Below are 21953 nucleotides of genomic sequence, written 5' to 3'. Positions count from 1 at the left end.
GGTTTTGTGGTAAAAAAATAGACAGTAATCGAACTTAAGCGGCCGTGACGATAAAGCCAGAAGGCGTCTTCATCAGTGTTTAGGCGTCTAGGAGATTCCTCAGGTTTAACCCAGTTTTCTCTCCAGTTCCTGGGCTAGGTCACGAATGACACTCACATATCTCTGACACATTTCCTGGTCGAGGCGGTTACGCAACCCGGAAACCGCCAGTGCTATTTCCAGCGTGCCTCAAGAGTTGATGATCGGCACCGCAACTGCGGCCAGGCTGGGCTCACGTTCGCCAAAAGACATGAAAACTTGGTCGCGCTTTACCTGTTCCAGCTCAAGGATACGCCCAGCAGCGCCCTGACCCAGAGCTAGATGTGCCCCCTCCTCGAGATGGTGGCGCAGCTCATGCAAACCGTTTTCCCGGTAGAGGTCGTGCGTCATCCTGCCAATGCCAACGTAGGCTGGTGGTGCACACCGAACCAGGCAGACCTCTTCACAAGGCAGACAGATGCCAAGGGTTCCCCGTCCTCCCAAAACGGTGGGTCGTCGAGCGTATCCATGCCTGGATCGAGAAGGCACGTCGCTGGTGATGCACCATGACCGACGTGTTGAGGTCTCCGAAGCCTGGGTATGGCTAGCGGCTGGCCGCCAATTGCTCAATCGATTAACTCACCAGGTCTAAATATTTGTAAACACCCTCTTAGCGGAGGAGTCCAAGACTTGGCGGGAAAAACCACGGCTGCTTCATGGTTGGGATTTCACAATGCATCCCGAGCTTTGCCCCGCTGCACGCGCAGCACATCGGCCATCACCGCCAGGGCAATTTCGGCGGGCGTCTTGCTGCCCAGCGCCAGGCCAATAGGCATATGGAGGCGTGCGATCTGCTCGTCGCTCAGGCCCCCGGAGCGGCGCAGCCGCTCGGCCCGCGCTTGAGAAGTGCGCTTGGAACCCATTACCCCGATGTAGAATGCCTCGGTGCGCACCGCCTCGATCATCGCCAGGTCATCAATGCGCGGGTCGTGGGTGAGCGCCACTACCGCCGTGGCGCCGTGGCAACCACCGGTTGCGATGAACATTGAGGGTAGTACGGCCTCCAGGCGCACCCCGGGCACGTCGATCTCGCCATGCAGTTCCTCGTGCGGATCGCAGACAATCACCTCGAAGCCCAGCGTTCGGGCGAACTCGGCGCAGGCCGCCGAGACCGGTGAGATGCCGGCGATCAGTAGTCGCGAGGCCGGGCCCACCCGCACCCGGACGGTTTCGGCGTCGCGCTCAACCCGCGGGCCGAGGCCGCTGTCCTCGCTGAGTTCCCTACGGCCATCATGCAATCCGATGCGCCGCACCTGGGGGCGCTGGCCAAGCAGTGCGGCGTGCAATGCATTGAGATGCTCGAGGTTGCCGGATTCGGGTTCCAAGCGTTCGATCAGCACCTCAAGAATGCCGCCGCAGGGCAGAGAGATCTGCGGGTTCTGCGGGCCGTTGTCACCGCCGTAGCGGATCTCCATAACCGGCTCCTCGAACTCCCCTGTCTGCATACGGGTAAGAAAATCCTCCTCGACGCAGCCGCCGGAAAGCGAACCGGCATGGGCGCCATCGCGCCTGGCTACCAGCAGCGAGCCGGGCTCGCGCGGTGAGGAGCCGAAGGTGGAGAGTACCGTGCACAGCCACAGTGTCTCGCCGGCGCGGGCCCACTCAAGGGCCCGCGACATCACTTGCAGATCGAGATATTGCATTGTTGTCCGCTACGATTGAGGTTCGCTACACCAGGCTTTCAGCCGATGGATGCCTTCGGCGCAACCACCTTCCCTTTGACCACCACAGGGGGGTCGCCGACAATGGCAGTGAGGTCGTTGCCGATCTGGCGCGGGTCGTTGTAGGCCGGCAGCTCGACGCAGTAGATCTTGGTCTTGAGGCGCTGGGCGGCCTCCATCGCCGCGTTGACGATACGCGGATTGGAATAGTGGCTCTTGAGCACGCCACGCTCTGGGTCTCGTCGACCTTGGAGAGCGTCAGCACGTGCTCGAACATCTGGGTCAGCTGCGTATTGCTTACGGGCATGGCCCTTCTCCTTGTCGTTATGAACAACATCTCTACGAAAACATTCGCCCTTGGTGGAAAGTGCTCTCAAGCGTCGATGTGAGCGAGAAGCTCTTCCTTAGCGATAACGTCGCCATACTTACTATCGATATCGAACAGGTTGGCCTCGTGAGGATCGGGATGACGGTCGCCCACGCATTCGCGGATCACCATCACCCGGAAGCCATGCTGCAGCCCGTCCACCGCCGTGGCGCGGATGCAGCCGCTGGTGGAGCAGCCCATCAGCACCACGGTGTCCACCCCCAGGGCACGTAACGTCGGGGCCAGCGAGGTGCCGAAGAACGAGCTGGGGTACTGCTTGCTGATTACTAGTTCCTCCGGCCGCGGGGCCACTTCGGGGCAGAACGCGGCATGCGGGTTGCCTTCCACCATGGCCTTCATCACTGGCGCCTTCTTCAGCCACACGCCACCATCGAGGAATCGCTCGGGCTGATAGCGGATGTTGGTGTGGATGATCGGGAGGCCGGCCCGGCGGGCGCGATCCAGCACCTCGGCGGCGTGGGGAATGGCCTCGACCACGCCGGGGGCGTAGAGTGGCGCCTCTGGCGTGGTGTAGCCCTGCATGAAGTCAACCACCACCAGGGCGCTCTTCTCGCCGAAGCCGATCCGGCTGTCCCACACGCCCTTGTAGTTGTCCTGCGCGTTATCATTGAGAGGGTCTGACATCAACGTTTCCTCAGTAGGCGCCGGAGAGCAGCGCGCCGGCGCCGGGTACCACCGGCTCGAGCTCCAGCGCCTTGAGCATGGCGTAGGTGGTGGCTATAGCGGCGGTGACCACCGGCTTGCCGGTGAGCGCCTCGACCTTGGAGACGGCGGCTAGCGAGGGCATCTGCACGCAGGCAGAGAGCACGATGGCATCCACGTTGCCGTAGTCGAGCCCGGCGACGATCTCCGGCAGATTGCTCGGATCGTGACGCGCCACGTCGAGGTTGTTGGGGATCTCCAGCGCACGGTAATCGACCACTTCGACGCCCTCCTCGCGGATGTAATCTACCACCATTTCGGTGAGCGGCTTCATGTAGGGCGCCACCACCACCACGCGCTTGGCCTTCATCACGCTTAGCGCATCGACCAAGGCACCGGCGCTGGTCACCACCGGAGTGTCGCAGCCGTTCTCCTCTGTGCGTGCGCGCAGGCGCTTCTGCGACTCGCGGTGGTAGCCCGGCCCCATGGACATGATCGCCACCAGACAGGCATAGCCCATCACGTCTACTGCGGCGTCGGAAAGTTCCAGGGCGCAGCGGTCGGACTCGCCATCCATGGCAGCGAGTTCGTCCTTGCTTACGGTTTTCATGCGCATACGGCTGGAGTGGAAGGTGAAACGCTCGGGACGGATCAACTGCCGCGCGATGAGCATGGCGGGAATTTCCGTTTCCATCGTCACGTTCGAGCTGGGCACGATCTGGCCGATACGGTAGTTGCGGGTCATGGCAGTCTCCATCAAAGCGTTGGGCCTAGGAAATCCTCGAAGGCGGCGAAGAAGCCCTCGAAATCGTCCCAGGGAATCATGTGGCCTGCCTGCGCGGCGGTGGTGATGCGGATCGACGGCAGAAGGCCGCGAAACTCTTCCTTGTCCTCGTCCTGGATCACGCCGCCCTTGCCGGCACACATCAGCAGGGTAGGCACACTCACCTGGGGGAAGTCCTGGTGGATGTCCACCGTGTGGAACTCCTCGAAGGTCTGGACGATGGCTGGCTCGAAGCAGGTGTGCAGCCACTCGGCGCGCAGGCGCAGCTGGTCGTCGCTCCAGGTTGGGCAGTACTGGCGCATGGTGTCGATACCCGCTCCACGGGTGCAGTCGCGGATCGAATCGACATACCAGGGCAGCTTGCTGGGGTATTCACGGCGCCCCGGGCCGGAGACCGGCGGATCGATCAGTACGAGCTTCTCCACATTTCTGGCGCCACGACTCATGGCGCGCAGGGCGAAGCGCGCGCCCATCGAGTGGCCGGCGAGAATCACGTTCTTAAGCCCCAGCGCGTCGATGAAGGCGATGACGTCATCGGCGCAGGTGTCGGTGTCGTAGGCGAGTTCCGGCCCCGTGGAGGAGAGTCCGCGCCCGCGCACGTCGAGCACGTAGGTGTCGAACTGGCGGCCCAGGCGCTCGGCGACGAAGCCCCAGGTGATTGCCGGGCTGGTGATGCCGGGGATGAGTACCAGCGGCTGACCGGCGGCCTTGCCACCTCCGCTGTTAAGAGCGTAACGCAGATAGTGCTGGCGGATGCCGCCCGCGTGGACGTTGGCGCCATATTGGTAGGTCGTGGTCATCGTTATCCTTGTTGTGGGCCTTGTGCGGTTTGGGTGAGGAACGCGCGGCTGGAGACCTGCTCGCGCCGCGCAGCGAAGTCGGTGCGCGTCTCGAAGGCGGCATCGAGGGCTCGGGTAGCGGCCTCGAACAGCGGCAGCGCCCGGTGCAGCGCCAGCGGCGGGCGAATGCGCTCCATGCTCCAGCACAGCTTCTCCTTGGCGCCCTCGATGGTGTAGATGCCTCGCTGCACCCACTCCACTGCGAGCCAGTCGAGGACCTCCAGGAAGGAGAGTGCATCGGCGGCCTGGAGAATGTCCGCCTCCCAGCCGCCACCGATCTCGTGGCGCAGGATCAACCGCCGCACCTGGCGGCGAAACGTCTCGTCCGTGCCCTGCCCCGCCATCCACTCCTCGACGATGTCGGCGGAACGGGTGGAATGGGCGAAGAGGTAGTCCGGGTCATCAAAGCCATTGGCAGGAGTGCCGGTGGGCCCACCGGGGAAGAACCGCTCGGCGTCATGACTCAGCGCCGCGAATCTGAGCGCCTCGGAGCCTTGGCCTTGGCAGAGTTCAATCACCCAGGCACGGGTATTGAGCAAATGTTCGAGCTGGTAGAAGCCGTCGAGCCACGCAAGCACGCCCCGCTCCAGGGCGGTGAAGCTTGAATCGGCATAGCGGCCAGGCAGGCAGGGGTTCATGCCACTTCTCCCTTTTTCGCTGCGTTCAGGGCGCGCCACACGCTTTCCGGAGTGATCGGCAGAGCCGAGAACTCCACGCCGTAATCCGACAGAGCATCGCAGAGGGCGTTGGCGATGGCCGCACCGGGCGGAATGGTGCCCACCTCACCCACACCGCGCACGCCGAAGGTAGTCACCGGCGAGGGCACCTCTGTGTGCAGAAGCTCGATCGGCGGCACGTCGGCAGCGCGGGGCACGGCATAGTCGAGCATCGAGCCGCTGAGCAGCTGACCGGTGACGGCGTCATAGCGCAGCTCCTCGCCCAGCGCCGCACCCAGCCCCTGCACCAGGGCGCCACGTACCTGGCCCTCGACGATCATTGGATTCACCACCACGCCGCAGTCGTGAACCATCACGAAGCGCTCCACTTCGAACTCACCGGTCTCCGGATCCACTGCCACCACCGCCGCGGCGGTGCCGAAGGAGAAGGCGGCGCTGGGCGGCTCGAAGTGGGCGGTGGTCTCCAGCCCCGGTGTCTCGTCGTGGGGAATGCCCTGTCCGATAATTGCCCGGCTGAAGACGTCGGAGAGCGGTACGCGCTTGCCAGCATCGTCGCGGTGGCGCACCTCACGGCCCTCGATCAGCGCCTCCTCGGGGGCGATGCCCAGCGCCCAGGCACCGATGCGCAGGGTCTTGTCGCGGAAGGCCAGTGCCGCCTCGCGCAGCGCGCCGGCGGCGGCTATCAGGGTGCGCGAGGCGAAGGATCCAGTGTTGAGCGGTGAGGAGGCAGTATCACCGGTGTGTACCCGCACCATGTCGAAATCCACCCCCAGCACCTCGGCGCAGATCTGCGCGAAGGCGGTCTCGCTGCTCTGGCCTATAGAGGAGACCCCAGTGTATAGGTCGATGCCGCCGGAACGGTTAGCGCGCAATGTGAGGCTCTCATGGGCGCCGAACTTGGAGCCGCGTTTGGCAAGGAAGCGCGCGCTGGCGTAGCCGGTGCGCTCGACGAAGGAGGCCAGCCCGATGCCGACGATGCGCCCGTCGGCCCGCGGCTCGCGATGCTTGGCCCGGTGGGCGGCGTAATCTACCGACTCGGCGGCCATGTGCAGCGTCTTGATATAGTCGCCACTGTCGTAGACGGCGCCGCTGGGCACCGTCCAGGGTAAATCCTCGGGACGTAGCATGTTCATTTCGCGCAGTTCCAGCGGATCTTTATCAAGCTGGCGCGCCAGGCGGTCCACCAACACCTCGAGGGCAAAGTTGACCTCCGGCTGACCGTAGCCGCGATAGGCACCTACCGGAGTCTTGTTGGTCATCGCCACACGGCGCTCCACGGCGGCGTCCGCCACTCGGTAGGGACCGGTGAAGACCACGCTGGAGAGCTGCGACGAGCCAAAAGACGAGTTCCAGCCGCCGATATCGGTCGTATAGGTGTTGGTCATCGCCAGGAAGCGCCCCTCCGCATCCGCCGCCAGGCAGTAGTCATGAATCGATTCACGGCCGTGAGTGGCGGCGCGAAAGTGCTCCATTCGATCCTCAATCCATTTCACCGGACGGCGCAGTGCTGTGGCGTGCAGACTCGCCAGCACATCCTCGGGATAGATGCCTAGCTTTTGGCCGAAACCGCCCCCTACGTCCGAAGCGCTGACGCGGATGCATTCCTCACCGATGCGCAGCGCCTCGGCAAGCTGCTTGCGTACAAGATGAGGCACCTGGGTGGAGCTGTAGACCGAAAGCTCCCGGGCGCCGGGCCGCCATACCGCCACCACACCACGCGGTTCCATGGGCAGCGGTGTTACACGGCCGATGCGCATCTGCCCGCGTAATACTACCGGCGCTTCCTCGATCTGCGCTTCCGGCTCGCCGGCGCGGTCGCTGTTGCTCGCCAGCAGATTGGATTCCAGCGACTGCGGGTGCAGTATCGGCGCATCTTTCTTCAGCGCCTCGATGGCGTCGCTGACATGGGGCAGCGGCTCGTACTCGATCTCGATCAGTTCAATGGCGTCCTCGGCCAGGGCTCGGCTAGTCGCGACGACGCTCACCACCGGCTGGCCTTCGTAGGTCGCCTTCTCCTGGGCAAGAGCGTAATAGGGTAATTGTGGCGCACCGGGGACCGGGCGCAGCACAGAGAGCGGTTCACTTTGCTCACGAACCTGCTCGCCAGTAAGAATATGTTTGACGCCTTCCAGCTCCAGCGCTCGGGAGACGTCGATAGAAAGGATGCGGGCGTGGGGGAAGGGACAACGCCCCACCGCCATCTCCAGTTGGTGGGCGAACTGCACGTCGTCGGTGAAGCGACCGTCGCCGCGCAGCAGCCGCTCATCCTCAGTGCGCGGCACGCTGGTACCGATCAGGCGATGCTTGAGGCCCTCCTCCTGCCGAGTCTCCTCCTGCGGTACGGTGGGGGCTTCCATGAGCTCATTCATCGACTAGCCTCCTCAGCCTGTTGTGGATGAGAGCCTTTGGGTTGTTGAAGCTGCAAGTATTCTTCCACGGCACGCACGATGCCTTCGTAACCGGTGCAACGGCACAACACGCCACTGATCTCGTCGCGGATCTGCTCACGGCTCATCGTCTCGCCGCGCGCCGCCAAGCTACTCGCCAGCATCAGAAAGCCCGGAGTGCAGAAGCCGCACTGCAAGCCGTGGTGGCGCTTGAAGGATTGCTGCAGGGCGCTAAGATTTTCGCCCTCCGCTAGCGACTCCACGGTGCGCACCTCGGCGCCGTCGAGCTGGGCGGCAAGCATCAAGCATGACTTCACCGCCTGGCCATCGACCATGACGGTGCACATGCCGCACACCCCCTGCTCGCAGCCGACATGGGTGCCGGTGTACCCCAGCCGCTGGCGCAGGAAGTCCGCTGCGTGCATGCGGCTCGGCGCCCAGGCGCGCATGCTCTCGCCATTGATGGTCAGAGTGATCTCGTTCTCGTTAAGTGTCATTGCATGCCTCCTCAGCTCACCTGCCATAGCACCAGTAGGCTGACCACCAGCGCCGCCGCGCTGAGCGTCGCCGAAAGCTTCGGCCAAAACTCCCCGGGAGCCTCCAGTGGTGCAGTGCCGGAAGGCACCGCCGGTGCCGCGACCTTGGCCGCCGCCGGGCAACGGACAGCGGGCGCGGTGGTAGCTTCCACCGTCTCGCCGGAGAGCACGCGTTCGAGATTACGGGTGAACTCGACCGTAATCTTCTCGGCCTGCCTGCTGATTACCTTCTGGCCTACGCTGCCTAAGGCACCGGCCAGCGCCACCTCGCCGCTGACGGTGACATGGGTGTGGCCGTTCTCTTCGCGCAGCTCCACGCTGTTGGAAGCCCGGAAGTTGCCGATGGCGCCCTTCACTGCCTTGCCGGTGGAAGTGAAACCGATGCGCTCCCGGGGCAGGCGCTCGATAATGTGTACCCTCGCCTCGAAGGTGGCGGACATCGGTCCCAGCTTTTGGGTAACGGTGACCGCCACGTTGTCCTCGTCGAGCTGTTCGGCCCGCTTGACGCCGGGAATGCACTGCGCCACTTGCTCGAACTGCTCGAAGAACGCCCAGACCTTGCCGATGGGCTCGGCGACCTGGAATTGCTGTTCGAATTTCATCTGCTACCTCTTGTTCTGGTTACAGGCTCAGTACTGCTATTTCAGTGTCGGCATGGCCGGATCTGAGGCGCGCAGTTGCTGCAAGGCCCGCCGCACATGGACGGGGACGAGATGCGCCCGGTACTCCGCCGTGGCGCGCATGTCGCTGGGTGGATCGATGGCCTCCAGGGTCAGCTCGGCGGCCTCACGGATGTCGTCATCCTCCAGTCGGGTGCCGGCAAGCCGCGAGCCGGCCGCCTCGGCCAACACCGGCATGTCGCTCACCCCGCCCAGGCCGATACGCACCTCGCGCCAGCGGCCATCGACGTCGCGTTCGCCGGTGACCGCCACCGAGAGCACGCAGAAGTCGCCGTGACGACGGGTCAGCTCGGTGAAGGCGAAGTGCTGCGGATGGCGCGGAAAACGGATTTCGGTCACCATTTCATCGAACTCCAGAGCGGCAGCGTAGGAGCCGTCGTAGAATTCGCACATGGCAATCTCCCGGCTGCCCCGGCCGCTCTCCATCCGCACCCGAGCGCCGAGCACCAGGCAACCCAGCGGTATCTCGCCGGTGGGGTCGCCCTGCACCAGGCTGCCGCCGATGGTGCCGCGATTGCGCACCTGGTGGTCGCCGATATGGCGCACCATTTCAACGAGCAGCGGCAGGCGCCTCGCCGCCACCTCGGAGCGCTCCAGGCTGGCGTAACGGGTCAGCGCACCGACGCGGGTCTCGTCGCCTTCGGCTTCGATGCCGTCGAGCCCCGGCACTTGGTTGACATCAATCAGCGCACCCAGCCGCCACAGCCGCATGTTGAGCATCGGCATCAGGCTCTGGCCCCCGGCGAGCAGACGCGCCTCGCCAGCGTATTCATCGAGCAACGTCACCGCTTCGGCCACGGAGCCGGCGCGATGGTAGAGAAAATCCGCCGCTTTCACTGCTGCTCTCCTTGGGCGGCCTTGGCGGCCACCCGCACCCCGGCGAAGCGGGACAGCACGCGGTTGATCGGTGATTGCCCCTCCTCCACCAGACTCTTGGTCTCGCGGCGGCTCCACACCGTTTCGGGGCGCACCTGCAGCACGCGCACCTCACCCTGTTCGCTGACCGCCCATTCGATGTCCTGGGGGGCCCCGCGCTGGCGCTCGATCTGCTTGGCGAGCCGCGTCAGTTCGAGCACCTGTTCGTCGTTGAGGCAGGGCGTCTGGCAACGCTCGCCTTTCATCGGCACCAGCGCCACCTCGCCCGCCGCGGGGTCGAAGCAGTACATCTCGGTCTGCTCCACCGTCTTGCGGTCGAGGATTTCCAGGGTCACCTTGTCGACGGTGAACTGGGCGGGCGTGATGTCGCCCTTGACGACACCCTCGCCGAGCCCCCAGCAGGCTTCCATCACCACCTTGGAGCGGTCTCCATTGAGTGGGTTGAGGGTAAACATCACCCCGGCAGCACGGGCCTCCACCATCTGCTGGATGCCGACGCACATGCCAAAGTCCCCCGCCGCCACGGCGGTCTCGCCATCCACGCGGTAGGAAAGCACGGCATCGCCGAACATTCCGGCCCAGCAGGCGCGGATATGGCGGATCACCGCATCGGCGCCGCAGATCCACAGGTAGGTATCGTACTGGCCAGCGAAGCTGGCGCCGTCCAGATCCTCGGACTCGCCGCTGGAGCGCACCGCTACCGGCGTCTCGCTGACGCCGGTGCGCTTTTCAAGATCCGCGTAGCTTGCGCGGATCTGCGCGTCGAGCGCCTCTGGCAGCGGAGCGCTGTTGATGCCCTCCACCAGCTTGGCGGTCTCGCCCTTGATCTCATTGAGCGCCATGTGCGGAGCGCGCTCGCGGATGCGCGCCGCCTCGGAGGCCAAGTCAGTGGCCTCCATGAAGTGGCGGTAGGCGGCGGTGGTGACGCCGAAGCCCGGCGGCACCGCCAGTCCCTCGGCGGTGGATTGCGCCAGGCTGGCGAACTTGCCGCCGAGCAGCGCGTTGCCGGGGGCCGAGGCGTCGTCGAGCCACAGGATGAAGGTTTGATCGCTCATGATGCTGCCTCCTCGTCGACCACGCGCACGGTACCTTCGTTGCCGTCGACCTCGACTAGGTCACCGGTCTTGATGCTGGTGGTGGCGAAGCCAGTGCCGACTACCGCCGGCAGGCCGTATTCGCGGGAGATGATCGCGGTGTGGGCCATCATGCCGCCAACGTCGGAGACCGCCGCAGCGACGCGCTGGAATATCGGCGCCCAGCTCGGTGCGGTGATGCGACAGACCAGGATCTCATCATCCTCGACGTCGTAGAGCTGGGCGAAATCGGTGATCACCCGGGCGCGGCCGGTCGCCTTGCCCGGAGAGGCAGCCACGCCGCGCAATTCCCCATCATTGGAGCCGTCCACGCCCAACCACTCCAGGATGGTCTCCTGGGTGATACCCCACAGCATGATGGTCAGCGGCTCGGTGATGCTTTCAGGCGGCACGCCAAGGGCGGGGGGTGGCGACCACTGGCAGAGGGCATCGCGAATCTGCTTGCGCTTGGCGATCAACGGCCGCCAGTAGACCTCGCCCCGCGGCGGCGTGCCCACCGCCCAGCCAATCAGCACGTCGTAGAGGGCGTCGTAAATCTCATGGCGGTGGAGATAGAAGATATCATCGCGATCATCGAAGAAGTTGTGAGCTACGAATACATCGCCCAGCTCGCGAACTTTCTCCCAGAACAGCGAGTGATGCCAGTGCTCGACATAGAAGTTGTGGTTTTCGACGAAGGGGTATACCTTGCGCGCCAGCTCCACTAGGCCGTCGAAGGCTTCGCGGTCCACCTCGGAAGGCAGCAGCTCACGGTACTCGGCGGTGACACGGGTGCGCTTTTCGATGATCTCGTCCAGCGGGCGGCGGATGTCCTCGCCGCCCTTCAGCGACTTGATGTAGCCACGCATCGCCGAAAAGGGCATACGCGGATCGGTCATCCACACAGGGTCTTCATGGGTGTAGCCCACGCCGGTGGAGAACCAGAACCAGGGCTCGCGGGCCTCCTCATAGGCGGCCAGCCACTGCTCGCCCTTGGGGGCGGCCTTGATGGCGTCGAGCATCGCCTCGGGGGCTTCGTTTTCCAGGATTACCCCATCAAGGCCCAGCTCCACCGCCAACTCGGCCAGACCGCGCACCTCATCGTCGGGGCGGAACAGCAGGATGTCGATGCCCGAAACCATATGGGTGATGGTCTGATCGCTGATGCCGGGGAAGGCTTCCTGACAAAATTCGCGGAAGGTGAGGTAGGCGCCGTAGCCGAGATTGAGCATCTCGAAATGGTAGGAGCCCATCTCCAGCATGTTCTGAATCAGGGTGTTGTAGGAGGTGAGCAGGTCGTGGGAGGAGTACAAGCCACGATGGCCGAACACCTGCTCTTCGGGGACCAGCTCGGGCAGCGGCTTGAACTCGATTGCCTTGAGGCGCTCGATGCAGTCCCGCGCCTTGGTCTCCCACTCCCCATAGATGAAGTCCCAGTTCTCATAGTAATGGCCGGCGCGGGAGTTGAAGTGCTCGGCTCGCTTGGCGATCTCGTCCGGGTCTGTGACGGCGTTGGGGCTGACGTAGAGATAGCCGTTGATAATGCGATGGTCGATGCCCTGTGCCAGCGGAATCGGCCATACGCGGTTGGTCATCTGGCTGGCCGCCACCCACCAGTTTTCGGTCATGATGGTGTCAAAGGGGTAGAGTGGCGCCGGGCTGTGCATGCCATCGAAGAACCACAGCTTCTCCTCCTCCATCTCGCGCCGCTCAGGGCTGATCAGCGCGTAGTAGGGATAGAGTCCCTGCCAACCTTCAGCGCCTTCGGGCGTGGCGACATCGAACGGGCTCGTGAAACGGGTCTTGGCCGAGGGCGGCACGGTCGCCATCTGAGACGTTGCAGTCTGTTGCATGTGTCAATACCTCTTGTTAATTGTCTCTTTAAGGTAAGCGGCATGTCCATGAAAGCGTCTAACTTTCTATTATTATCCTTTTATCTTCTCGCACCAATGGTACACCATTTTTTGATAAATTCAATACTGGTATGCCATTCGAACTTCCGCTGAGAAAGCGCGCGATAAATAGGTGACGACGCACGCAGCATGTAGTAACCTGCGCGCCCGCCATCCCCGGCACGTCATATCAAACCAGCACAGCATGTATGCCAACCAGTCACTTAAAAACACTATACGACGAGTTCTATAAGGGCCTGGGTCTCACCATACCCCCCTCCCGTCGCAGCGAGGCAGTTGCCCATGTCATTCGCCGCGCCATTCTTGCCGGAGACCTCAAGCCCGGCAATCCAATCCGTGAGCGCAATCTGGCCGCCGAGTTAAAGATCAGCCGCACACCCGTGCGCGAGGCACTCTTCATCCTTCAAGGCGAAGGGCTAATCAGTCTGAGCCATAATCGCGGCGCCTACGTATCCTCCTTTACCGTCAGCGACATCGAGCAGATCTACGCTTTACGCCGGGTACTGGAAGCTCATGCCGCTCACTGCGCCGCCATCCATCGCAACAGAACTCAGCTCGACGCCATCGCAGAGACACTGGAGACGCAGAAGCGCCTCGACAGCAACGCTACACCCATGGAACAAGCCCAAGCTGACTTAGCCTTTCATGAAGCTATCGCCGCCGCCGCTGGCAGTCAGATGTTACTCACCATCGCCCACCAAGTACTGGCGGTGACCGTCACCCTGCGCTCGCACCACGCCTACAGCACCTCTTACGCCAAGCAGATGTATCGTCGCCATCGTGCCATATTCGAAGCCATTGAAGCTGGCAACGCCGAAGCCGCCGAAGCACTGATGGCCGAGCATGTCGCCCAAGCCTGCGAGCTGGCTCTCGAACGCATCGGCACTGAACACACCTTGGGCTGTTGACGCTTCACAACGGCAAACAGAGAAAGCCACAGGCTAAAGTAACCAAGCTCTCGTAATTTCGCTTGAGTTTATCGTAACGTGCCACGACAACTCGATAATGCTTCATCCATGTAAGGTCATACTCGACCAAGTGCCAGCAGAGATATCACCTTCCATCCAAGCTAGATTCTCTTTTTCGAGTTGCGTTTTCACGGCTTCACCGAGCGTCTCTTTTGCGCACTGATCTGCTTGCGAACAATGTCACCGCCATAGTCTTTATCAGTCACTAGCGCCTCGTCGGAAAGTAAATCAGCGCCGCACCTCTCTCTCACTATCAAGCACCTCGCCCAAGCATCAACTGCCAGGTGAATCTTGCTATTAATACCTGCGCCGCTTTTGCTAATAGCCTCGGCATCATCACTGGCCGCGCCTGCGCTGTGCCGATATACCTTGGTGTGGATACGAGCCATTCGGTATAAGGAACTTTCACCGATGCGTTGAAGATAGCCACTCACTTGCCGTCTACCGACCAGTCGTTAAAGGGCTTACAGACCGCACCCCGGAGGCCAAAAACCTCAGGCAAGTCATGCCATGATCAGCGGGAGCGCATTCGATACAGAATACCCTCTACCGTTATTCGTTATTCAGACTTGTGATAAAGCCCTTGTTGAATCAGGGTAGCTTTTAGCTTCGCCCAGCACTCATTGTTGAGCATCAGTCGAGGTATTGCAGGCTCACAAGGTGGTGTTTTCGGAACTTCCACTCTACTGGTTTGCTCTTATCTTGCCAGTATCTATGCCATGAAATGCCAGCAGCCCCTAATATCTACACCGCTCTTCCCGACAGCGGCCACCATCCTTCACACGCCAGTCACACCTCCGCACTTCAACTACAATCCTCAATATTACCCTTGCCGACACGCCTGCATGGCGAAATGCGGGCAATGGACATTCCCACCCAAATCCAATTGAATACATAATGTCAAATGGTATACAGTTATCTAGAGTTATCGTTTTGCCTTGAGCTCTTTGACAAAAACCAACAGGACAATTTACCCATGAAAAAACGAACAATGCTCGGCACCTTAGTGCTATTTGGAGTCTTGCTGCTCTCATCAAATGTCCTGGCGCAGGACACTATCCGCATCGGTTATGCGGTTTCTAAGTCCGGCGCCAACGCAGGTGGCGCAGCGGCCAGCACCATCCCCAATTACGAACTTTGGGTGCATGAGGTCAACGAGCGCGGCGGGCTGATGCTCGAAGGTGGCCGCGTGCCCATCGAGGTCGTGGAGTACGACGACCGCTCCAGTTCCGAGGAGGCGGTGCGCGCCGCGGAGCGGCTGATCGTACAGGATGAGGTCGATCTGGTACTGCCGCCCTGGGGCACCTCTATGAACCTAGCCATGGCGCCGATACTCAGCCGCCACGGCTACCCCCATCTGGCGGTGGCGGCGGTGACCGACCGCGCCTATGAACTGAGCGAGCGCTGGCCCAACCTGTTCTTCTACGAAGGCACCAGTAGCGAGATCGCCGGCGCAGCCATCGAGGCATTCGCCGAGATGCGCGACACCGGCGAGATAGGTTCACGCATAGCCATGATCGGTATTTCCGACAGTTTCGGCATCGAGCTGACCACGGCGGCACGCAGCCTCGCTGACGATCTCGGTTTCGAGCTGGTCTATGACCGCGCCTATCCGGTAGGCCACCAGGACTTCACGCTGATGCTCAACGAAATCAAGGCGCTGGAGCCGGACGTTTTCCTGGCCTTCTCCTACCCGCCGGACACCTTAACAATGACCGAGCAAGCGCGCCTGCAGGACTTCAACCCGCCAGTCTACTTCGCCAGTATCGGCACTTCCTTTCCGCTGTTTCTTGAGCGCAACGGCGGCAACGCCGAGGGCGTGATGGGCGTGGGCGGCGTGAATGGCGATAACCCGCTGATGCAGGACTACATCGCCCGCCATGCCGAGCTTGCCGGCTTCGAGCCCGACCGCTTCACCAGCCCGCTCACCTACGCCTCGCTGGAAATCCTAGAGCAAGCCATCGAGCGCGCCGGCAGCATCGACCACGAGGCGATCGTCGCCGAGATGCAGGACGGCACCTTCGAGACGATCCTCGGCGAGGTACGCTTCGAGAACAACATGCTCAAGGACATTTTCTTCGTCGGCCAGTGGCAAGATGGTGAGTTCCAAGGCATCGCCCCCACCGATATCGAAGGCGCCAGAGCGCCCATCGTTCCCAAGCCCGAGTGGCAATAATCCATCCATTCAGGTAACCGAGCGCTGGCGGGTTCGCCTGCTCGCCAGTGCGCCGGTGCAACCAGGAACACGACTCTATGTACGGTATCGATCTCTTTTTCACCGGGCTGACGCTGGGCGGGCTCTATGCATTGATCGCCATGGGCCTGACTCTGCAGTTCGGCGTGGCCCGCATCATGAATCTCTCCTATGGCGAGTTCATGATCGCGGCCTCCTTCGCCGCCTTGCTGCTCGTCAACCTCGGCGTCAATCCTATCCTCAGCCTGATTATCATGGTGCCGGCGGGCTTCGCCCTGCACTGGCTCATCTATCAGGTACTGATGCTGCCGCTGGTCAAGCGGGCCAGTAGTGGCGCACAACTGGAGGTGGATAGCATCCTCGCCACCTTCGGCATCCTGTTCGTTGCCCAGGGCATCATGCTGGTGATGTTCGGCGGCAACTACTTCAGCTACTCCTTCATGTCCTTTCCAGTGCATCTGTTCGGCGCCAACATCGCTGCCAACCGGTTGCTGGTGCTGGTGTGCGCGGTGGTGATCGGCGGCGGGCTCTACCTGCTGATGACTCGCACCCGCATGGGCATGGCGATGCGCGCGGTTGCCACCGCGCCGAACTTCGCGCCACTGGTGGGCATCAACGTGACCCGTGTGTCCGCTGCCGCCTTCGCCACCGGCGGGGCGATGCTGGCCGCCTCTGGGGTGCTGATCAGTATGTTCCTGCCCTTCACCTCCTCCATGGGCGTCCTGTTCACCATGAAGGCGCTGGTGGTGGTGATCATGGGCGGTATCGGCAACCTGATGGGCTGCCTGGTGGCAGGCATGTTGCTCGGCTTCACCGAGGCGCTAGTATCACGCTATATCGATCCGGGCCTGACCCTGGCGGCCAACTATGCGCTGTTCCTGCTGGTGCTGCTGTTCTTGCCCAACGGACTCTTCGGGAGGACTGCAAAATGACTTCCAGACTCAATAGGGGCATTGTCGGCTGGATCTGCGTGGCGCTGTTCTTTGTCGCCGTGGTCGCCATGCCTTTCTCCGGAACTTCGGCCTATACCCTTTCCATCGGCGTGAACCTGCTCCAGTACGCAGTGATGGCCACCGCCTGGGCGATGTTCTCCGGGCCGACCCGTTATGTCTCTCTCGCCACCGCCTCCTTCTACGGGGTAGGGGTTTACACCGTGGCGGTGATGGGCGAAGCGCTGCCTTGGCCCGCTGTGTTGCTGCTCGCCTTCGTGCTGGCGGTGCTGCTGGCACTGGTGGTGGGGCTCGCCACCCTGCGCCTCTCTGGGGTGTTCTTCGTGATCTTCACCTTCGGCCTGGCCGAGCTGATCCGCCAGCTGGTGACCTGGTACGAAGTGAACTTCTCCGGCGCGGTGGTGCGCTACGTCTTCCTCGACATCAGCTCGGCCCAGATCTACTGGCAGCTCGCGGCGCTGCTCGCCGTGGTGCTATTCACCGGCTGGTGGACTTACCGTACCCGGCTGGGCACGGCGCTGCGGCTGATCGGCGAGGATGAGGTGATCGCTTCTCACGTGGGGATCAACATCACCTTCGTAAAGCTTCTGCTGTTCGCCGTCAGTTCCGGCTTCATCGCCATCGCCGGGGCGATCATGGCGCCGCGCTGGACCTATATCGATCCCTCGGTGGCCTTCAATATGAACATCTCCTTTCTAGTGCTAATCATGGCGCTTCTTGGCGGTGCATCCCGGCTGCTCGGGCCGCTGGTCGGCGCGGTGCCCATCGTGCTGCTGCTAGAAGTACTCACCACGCGCTTCCCCAACCACTATTCGATCCTAGTCGGACTGGTGTTCATCGTGATCGTATATTTCATTCCCGATGGCCTGCTCGGACGCTTCATGAAGCGCAAGAAGACCGTGGTGGTCAAGCGCCGCGCTCATGAGACAGCTAACCAAAAGGCGAAAAGCCAGGAGGTGGCGCCATGAGCCCACCAATTCTCGAAACTAACGCTTTGCTCGAAGTGAATACCCTACGCAAGTCGTTCGGTGGCCATGTTGCCGTCAACGATCTCAGCTTCGCCTTGGAAGAGGGCGAGATTATTGGACTGCTAGGGCCGAATGGCTCCGGCAAGACCACCGTTATCAATCTGATTTCCGGCAATCTCGCGCCGAACAGCGGCTCGGTACGCTTTCTTGGCCAGGAGATTGCCGGCCACAAGCCGCACCGCATCGTGCGCAGCGGTATTAGCCGCACCTTCCAGCTGGTGCGGGTTGCCGCCGGCATGACCGCACGAGAGAACATCGTCGCCTCGCTGGCCTTCGCCGGGCCACGCCTGAGCGGCGCTCAGGCCACCGAGCGCGCCAATGATCTGCTGCAACGCATAGAGATGGAGGATCTCGCCGACAACCTCGCCAGCGAGCTGACCTACATCGACCAGAAGCGCCTCGAATTGGCCCGCGCGCTGGCGCTGGAGCCACGGGTGCTGCTACTCGACGAGTGGCTGGCCGGCCTGACGCCCACCGAGCTGCGTCAGGGCATCGCGCTGATCCATTCGCTGCAGGAAACTGGCATCTCCATACTGATGGTGGAACATGTGATGGAGGCGGTGCGCTCGCTGTGCGGGCGCTGCGTGGTGATGAGCGCCGGCAAGCTCATCGCCAATGGTCCTACTCAGGACGTGCTGAAGGACTCGGCGGTGCAGAAAGCCTATCTCGGCGAGGAGGATTGAGCATGCTGGAGATCAACAATCTCTCCGTGCGCTACGGTAAGCATATGGCAGTGTCGCAGGCCAGCCTGGAAGTAAAGCGTGGCGAAATCGTCGTGGTGCTGGGTGCTAACGGCGCGGGCAAGTCCTCGATGCTTAAGTCGATCGGCGGCATGGTGCCATGGAACCAGAGCGGCCAGCGGCTAATCGATGGCAAGGACATTTCCGCCCTGCCACCCCATCACTTGGTGCGCCACGGGCTGGCATTGGTGCCGGAGGGGCGCGGCAATTTCGTCGAGCTCACGGTGCGCGAGAATCTGCTGCTCGGCTCCTACAGCGGCGGGCGGGAGAGCGAGGCAGAACGTCTGGAGGAAGTGTTCGCGCTGTTCCCCCGGCTCAAGGAGCGTCTGAGCCAGCAGGTGCGCACCATGAGCGGCGGCGAACAGCAGATGGTGTCGATGGGCCGGGCGATGATGTCGCGCCCCACCATCCTGCTGCTGGACGAGCCCACCCTGGGCCTGGCGCCGGTGGTATGTAAGGAGCTGTTCCACCTGCTGGAACATATTCGTGACACCGGCGTCGGCATCCTACTGGTGGAACAGAACGCCAAGCAGAGCCTGGCCATTGCTGAGCGCGGTTATCTACTGGAAAACGGCAGCATCACCGCCGCCGGCTCCAGTGCCGAACTGATGGAAGATGGCGTGGTGGGCCGAGCTTACTTGGGAGGTTAATGGCCTTAACTCTAGCAATAAATTCAGAGTTTTTGTCTCAGGGCCCCGTAATATTCTACCAGGAATGCCGATGCCAAAAACCAATAGCCGAGAAGCTTCTAGGACAACCCTTCATCTGTTAATTTTCCAAAGGATTAATTTAACAGAATCAGTATATTTTCATACATAGGAGTTTTTATGGATCACGCAAGTTTTACCGAAATATGTCTGCACCAGCTAAAGATGTCTGGCGTGCATGAAGGCGAGAAGCTCATTATCCTTACACAGGGAAATGAACGCCTTGAGTATGCCGATGCGTTTATGGCGGCGGGCCAGCGCTTAGGTGCTAATATGTACCATATGCGCTTACCGTCCCCACTACCGACGGGCGGTTGGAATGTGGGTGCCACAGGCCTCGCCAGCATGCCAGACGCGGTAGAGGCGCTTAAGAATTGCGACATGCTGATCGACTGTATTTTCCTGCTTTTTTCACCGGAACAAATGGCGATTCAAGCGGCTGGCACGCGTATTCTAACGGCGGTGGAGCCGCCGGAACTGTTGGCAAGAATGCTGCCTTCAAAAGAGCTACGAGAAAAGGTCGAGATTGCCGCTGAATTACTGGCAAAAGCCAAGGTGATGCGAATCACCTCGCCCCACGGTACCGATGTTACCTATCAGCTTAATACTTACGCTACCGTTGCTGAATATGCCTGCACCGATGAGCCGGGACGGTGGGATCACTGGCCATCTGGCTTTGTGTTTACCGGCGGTGATGATGATGGCGTTGATGGCACTATCGTCGTGGCGCCTGGTGACATTCTGCTCCCTCAGAATATGTATGTCAGAGAGCCGATTACTTACACCATTGAGAAGGGCTGGATTATCGATATACGCGGTGGGCTTGATGCCGAGCTGGTGAAATCCTATATGGATAGCTTTAACGATCCGCGCGGCTTGGGTATGAGCCATGTTGGCTGGGGGATGAATCCTAATGCCAAATGGCATCGAATGGTGCCCGGCGAATTTCCCGGTGGTATGGGCATGGAGCCGCGCAGCTTTTATGGCAACGTGATGTTCTCCACAGGGCCGAATAGTGAACTAGGTGGCACCAACGATACCGCCTGCCACTTGGATATCCCGATGCGCAATTGCTCGTTGTTTCTCGATGATGAACCCATCGTGATTGATGGCGATATCGCTGTAAAAGAGCTGCAGATGGCCAGAAACTGACGTGCAAGCAAGAAGTGGTGTGTAAAAGTCCCCAATTGGGGACTTTTGCAATTCAGTACCATATTTAGTACGTAAATAATACTCAAAATCTCACCTGTCCAGCTTTAGGTTAGGCAGGTTTTGCCTTTCTCCATTTCTAGGGTAGCAGCGTGTTGAGCTAATCATTATTCAGGGCGTCCTGAGGTTCGAAGACATACCGCGAGCAGTCATAAGATGTGAAGGGGGCTTTTCAAGCTTTAGATCGTCGTGGTGGCATGAGCTCCTTAGGGGGCGATGAAGCCGCGTTGGTGCAACCCATACAAAAATGGCTCTTCGACGTTGTGTGTGGAATTTGTCCCCTGAGCTGGGCCAGAATATGGACTCCACAACGGCAGTAGGTATGGCATGGACGGTACCCAGATTCTAACTCTCGGCCTGGGCTTGGAAGCGCCCTGGATCCTCAAGAACCAGCACCTGGATACCTCCGTGTTGCCCCACCGACTGGATCTCTATGTCGAGGCGGAGCGCGGCAGTCTCTACCCCTGTTCGGAATGCGGTAAGGCCTGTCAAGCTCACGACTTTGCCGACAAAACCTGGCGTCATCTGAACTTCTTTCAGCACCACTGTTACCTGTATGCTCGCGTGCCTCGCACGACGTGTCCGGAACATGGCGTCAAACGCATAGAGGTGCCCTGGGCGCGGCCGGGCAGCGACTTCACCCTGCTGTTCGAGCAAGCGGCCATGTCACTGGTTAAGGAGATGCCGGTGCTGGCTGTCTCACGGCAGTTGGAGATTTCCGACAAACGACTATGGCGCATCGTGCATCACTACGTGGGCCGCATGCTGGGGGAACTGGATCTGTCCAAGGTGGCGACTGTCGGCGTGGACGAAACCGCGTCCCGGCGCGGTCATCGCTACGTCACGGTGTTCCTCGACATGCAGCGCAAGCAGGAACCAGTGGTCTTCGCCGTCCCAGGCTGCGGCAAGGACGCCATCAAGGCTTTCAGCGCCTTCCTGGCGACCCATGGCGGCGATACGAATAATGTGGTCGAGGTCGTCTGCGACATGTCGCCAGCCTTCCTCAGCGGGGTGACCGAGTACCTTCCCAAGGCCGAGGTCACGGTCGACTGGTTGCATATCGTGCAGACCGTCACCAAGCGACTGGACGAGGTACGCAAGAAAGAGCGCCGCGAGCAGGAACACCCCAAGTCGCTGCGCTGGGCACTACTGAAGAACTTGGAAAACGAGAACCTAACACCCAAACAGTTGGCGGCGCTCCAGGCGTTGGTAGCCGATCAGAGCGCCACTGCCGATGCCTGGGTGATCAAGGAAAAGCTACGCTGTATCCAGAAAGCCCCGACGCCCAGAGCGGCTCGATGGCGCATCACGAATTACCTCAAGGTCATGCAGGCGGCGGTTTCTGAAAAGCCATTACTAAAGCCAATGGAGAAGGCCCTGGCAACGCTCGAGCGGCACGCTAATGCAGTGGTTAGACGCTGGCACTCAGGGCTAACGAACGCAAGATTGGAAGGGATGAACGGCCTGTTTCAGGCGGCTCGGTCACGGGCACGTGGCTACCGGACTGAGGTGAACTTCATCGCCATGATCTACCTGATTGGCAGCCCGGTGGGCCGCCTGTTCGATCAGGCCAAATCCACATGAAGTGACGAAGAACCACAAAAATAATCGCGGTAATTGTTT

The 21953-nt window shown here is 61.3% G+C and carries 23 protein-coding genes; 9 read left to right on the top strand and 14 right to left on the bottom strand.

The features are described from left to right. Nucleotides 1-228 precede the first annotated feature (228 nt). Complete coding sequence (locus CXF87_RS04050; RefSeq protein WP_101145582.1) at nt 229-429, bottom strand: hypothetical protein; 201 nt, start codon at nt 427-429, stop codon at nt 229-231. A 67-nt stretch (nt 430-496) separates the two neighbouring features. On the opposite strand from CXF87_RS04050, the gene CXF87_RS04045 reads away from it, so the two are divergent. Further along, on the top strand, nt 497-670 hold the full coding sequence (locus tag CXF87_RS04045) for a hypothetical protein (protein ID WP_198556000.1): 174 nt from the start codon (nt 497-499) through the stop codon (nt 668-670). Nucleotides 671-746: 76 nt separating this feature from the next. Here the strand turns inward: CXF87_RS04045 and CXF87_RS04040 are convergent, their stop codons facing one another. The 12 genes from CXF87_RS04040 to CXF87_RS03985 all read right to left on the bottom strand — a co-directional run bounded on the left by CXF87_RS04040 (nt 747) and on the right by CXF87_RS03985 (nt 12474). Beyond that, entirely contained in the window at nt 747-1721 is a 975-nt protein-coding gene (locus tag CXF87_RS04040) for an XdhC family protein (protein ID WP_101145580.1), read from the bottom strand. 38 nt (nt 1722-1759) lie between these two features. After that, nucleotides 1760-1963, bottom strand: a complete 204-nt coding sequence (locus CXF87_RS22375) for a hypothetical protein (RefSeq protein ID WP_442906337.1) — start codon at nt 1961-1963, stop codon at nt 1760-1762. Between the two features lie 149 nt (nt 1964-2112). Next, entirely contained in the window at nt 2113-2751 is a 639-nt protein-coding gene (locus CXF87_RS04030) for an N-carbamoylsarcosine amidohydrolase (RefSeq protein ID WP_101145579.1), read from the bottom strand. 10 nt (nt 2752-2761) lie between these two features. After that, on the bottom strand, nt 2762-3514 hold the full coding sequence (locus CXF87_RS04025) for a maleate cis-trans isomerase family protein (protein WP_101145577.1): 753 nt from the start codon (nt 3512-3514) through the stop codon (nt 2762-2764). An 11-nt stretch (nt 3515-3525) separates the two neighbouring features. Next, nucleotides 3526-4353: an alpha/beta fold hydrolase gene (locus CXF87_RS04020; RefSeq protein WP_101145575.1), complete on the bottom strand. Its 828-nt coding sequence runs from the start codon at nt 4351-4353 to the stop codon at nt 3526-3528. Nucleotides 4354-4355: 2 nt separating this feature from the next. After that, nucleotides 4356-5030 (bottom strand): hypothetical protein, encoded by a 675-nt coding sequence (locus tag CXF87_RS04015; RefSeq protein ID WP_101145574.1) that lies wholly within the window; start codon nt 5028-5030, stop codon nt 4356-4358. Continuing rightward, on the bottom strand, nt 5027-7438 hold the full coding sequence (locus tag CXF87_RS04010) for a xanthine dehydrogenase family protein molybdopterin-binding subunit (protein ID WP_198555999.1): 2412 nt from the start codon (nt 7436-7438) through the stop codon (nt 5027-5029). The genes CXF87_RS04015 and CXF87_RS04010 overlap by 4 nt, the downstream gene beginning before the upstream one ends. After that, nucleotides 7435-7953, bottom strand: a complete 519-nt coding sequence (locus tag CXF87_RS04005) for a (2Fe-2S)-binding protein (RefSeq protein ID WP_101145573.1) — start codon at nt 7951-7953, stop codon at nt 7435-7437. Before CXF87_RS04005 ends, CXF87_RS04010 begins: the two co-directional genes overlap by 4 nt. An 11-nt stretch (nt 7954-7964) precedes the next feature. Next, nucleotides 7965-8594, bottom strand: a complete 630-nt coding sequence (locus tag CXF87_RS04000) for a CoxG family protein (RefSeq protein ID WP_101145572.1) — start codon at nt 8592-8594, stop codon at nt 7965-7967. Between the two features lie 36 nt (nt 8595-8630). After that, nucleotides 8631-9509 carry an FAD binding domain-containing protein gene (locus tag CXF87_RS03995; RefSeq protein ID WP_101145571.1) on the bottom strand — a complete coding sequence of 293 codons (879 nt, stop codon included), beginning with the start codon at nt 9507-9509 and terminating at the stop codon, nt 8631-8633. After that, nucleotides 9506-10603, bottom strand: coding sequence for a PEP/pyruvate-binding domain-containing protein (locus tag CXF87_RS03990; RefSeq protein WP_101145570.1), 1098 nt, complete (start codon nt 10601-10603; stop codon nt 9506-9508). Before CXF87_RS03990 ends, CXF87_RS03995 begins: the two co-directional genes overlap by 4 nt. Continuing rightward, nucleotides 10600-12474, bottom strand: coding sequence for a PEP-utilizing enzyme (locus tag CXF87_RS03985; protein ID WP_198555998.1), 1875 nt, complete (start codon nt 12472-12474; stop codon nt 10600-10602). The genes CXF87_RS03990 and CXF87_RS03985 overlap by 4 nt, the downstream gene beginning before the upstream one ends. A gap of 248 nt (nt 12475-12722) precedes the next feature. Here CXF87_RS03985 and CXF87_RS03980 point away from each other — a divergent pair, with 248 nt between their 5' ends. Next, nucleotides 12723-13442, top strand: a complete 720-nt coding sequence (locus CXF87_RS03980) for a GntR family transcriptional regulator (RefSeq protein WP_101145569.1) — start codon at nt 12723-12725, stop codon at nt 13440-13442. Between the two features lie 188 nt (nt 13443-13630). On the opposite strand, the gene CXF87_RS22370 is transcribed toward CXF87_RS03980, so the two are convergent. Continuing rightward, nucleotides 13631-13891 (bottom strand): hypothetical protein, encoded by a 261-nt coding sequence (locus tag CXF87_RS22370; RefSeq protein ID WP_442906336.1) that lies wholly within the window; start codon nt 13889-13891, stop codon nt 13631-13633. 587 nt (nt 13892-14478) lie between these two features. Here CXF87_RS22370 and CXF87_RS03970 point away from each other — a divergent pair. The 7 genes from CXF87_RS03970 to CXF87_RS03940 all read left to right on the top strand — a co-directional run bounded on the left by CXF87_RS03970 (nt 14479) and on the right by CXF87_RS03940 (nt 21914). Then, complete coding sequence (locus tag CXF87_RS03970; protein WP_157826468.1) at nt 14479-15678, top strand: amino acid ABC transporter substrate-binding protein; 1200 nt, start codon at nt 14479-14481, stop codon at nt 15676-15678. Nucleotides 15679-15755: 77 nt separating this feature from the next. Further along, nucleotides 15756-16628 carry a branched-chain amino acid ABC transporter permease gene (locus CXF87_RS03965; RefSeq protein ID WP_101145567.1) on the top strand — a complete coding sequence of 291 codons (873 nt, stop codon included), beginning with the start codon at nt 15756-15758 and terminating at the stop codon, nt 16626-16628. Next, the gene (locus CXF87_RS03960; RefSeq protein ID WP_198555997.1) at nt 16625-17614 is read left to right on the top strand and encodes a branched-chain amino acid ABC transporter permease; all 990 of its coding nucleotides are present in this window, start codon (nt 16625-16627) and stop codon (nt 17612-17614) included. The genes CXF87_RS03965 and CXF87_RS03960 overlap by 4 nt, the downstream gene beginning before the upstream one ends. Next, nucleotides 17611-18357, top strand: coding sequence for an ABC transporter ATP-binding protein (locus tag CXF87_RS03955; protein WP_101145566.1), 747 nt, complete (start codon nt 17611-17613; stop codon nt 18355-18357). Before CXF87_RS03960 ends, CXF87_RS03955 begins: the two co-directional genes overlap by 4 nt. 2 nt (nt 18358-18359) lie before the next feature. Then, nucleotides 18360-19064, top strand: coding sequence for an ABC transporter ATP-binding protein (locus CXF87_RS03950; RefSeq protein WP_101145564.1), 705 nt, complete (start codon nt 18360-18362; stop codon nt 19062-19064). Between the two features lie 177 nt (nt 19065-19241). Then, nucleotides 19242-20273 carry a leucyl aminopeptidase gene (locus tag CXF87_RS03945; RefSeq protein WP_101145563.1) on the top strand — a complete coding sequence of 344 codons (1032 nt, stop codon included), beginning with the start codon at nt 19242-19244 and terminating at the stop codon, nt 20271-20273. Between the two features lie 384 nt (nt 20274-20657). Continuing rightward, nucleotides 20658-21914, top strand: a complete 1257-nt coding sequence (locus tag CXF87_RS03940; protein ID WP_101145562.1) for an ISL3 family transposase — start codon at nt 20658-20660, stop codon at nt 21912-21914. Nucleotides 21915-21953: the final 39 nt, after the last annotated feature.

Origin of the sequence: Halomonas sp. MES3-P3E (assembly GCF_002836035.1) — a bacterium.
Taxonomy (GTDB): Bacteria; Pseudomonadota; Gammaproteobacteria; order Pseudomonadales; family Halomonadaceae; genus Vreelandella; species Vreelandella arctica.
Note: the sequence above shows the minus strand (reverse complement) of the source record. Positions and strands in the feature narration are given on the sequence as shown.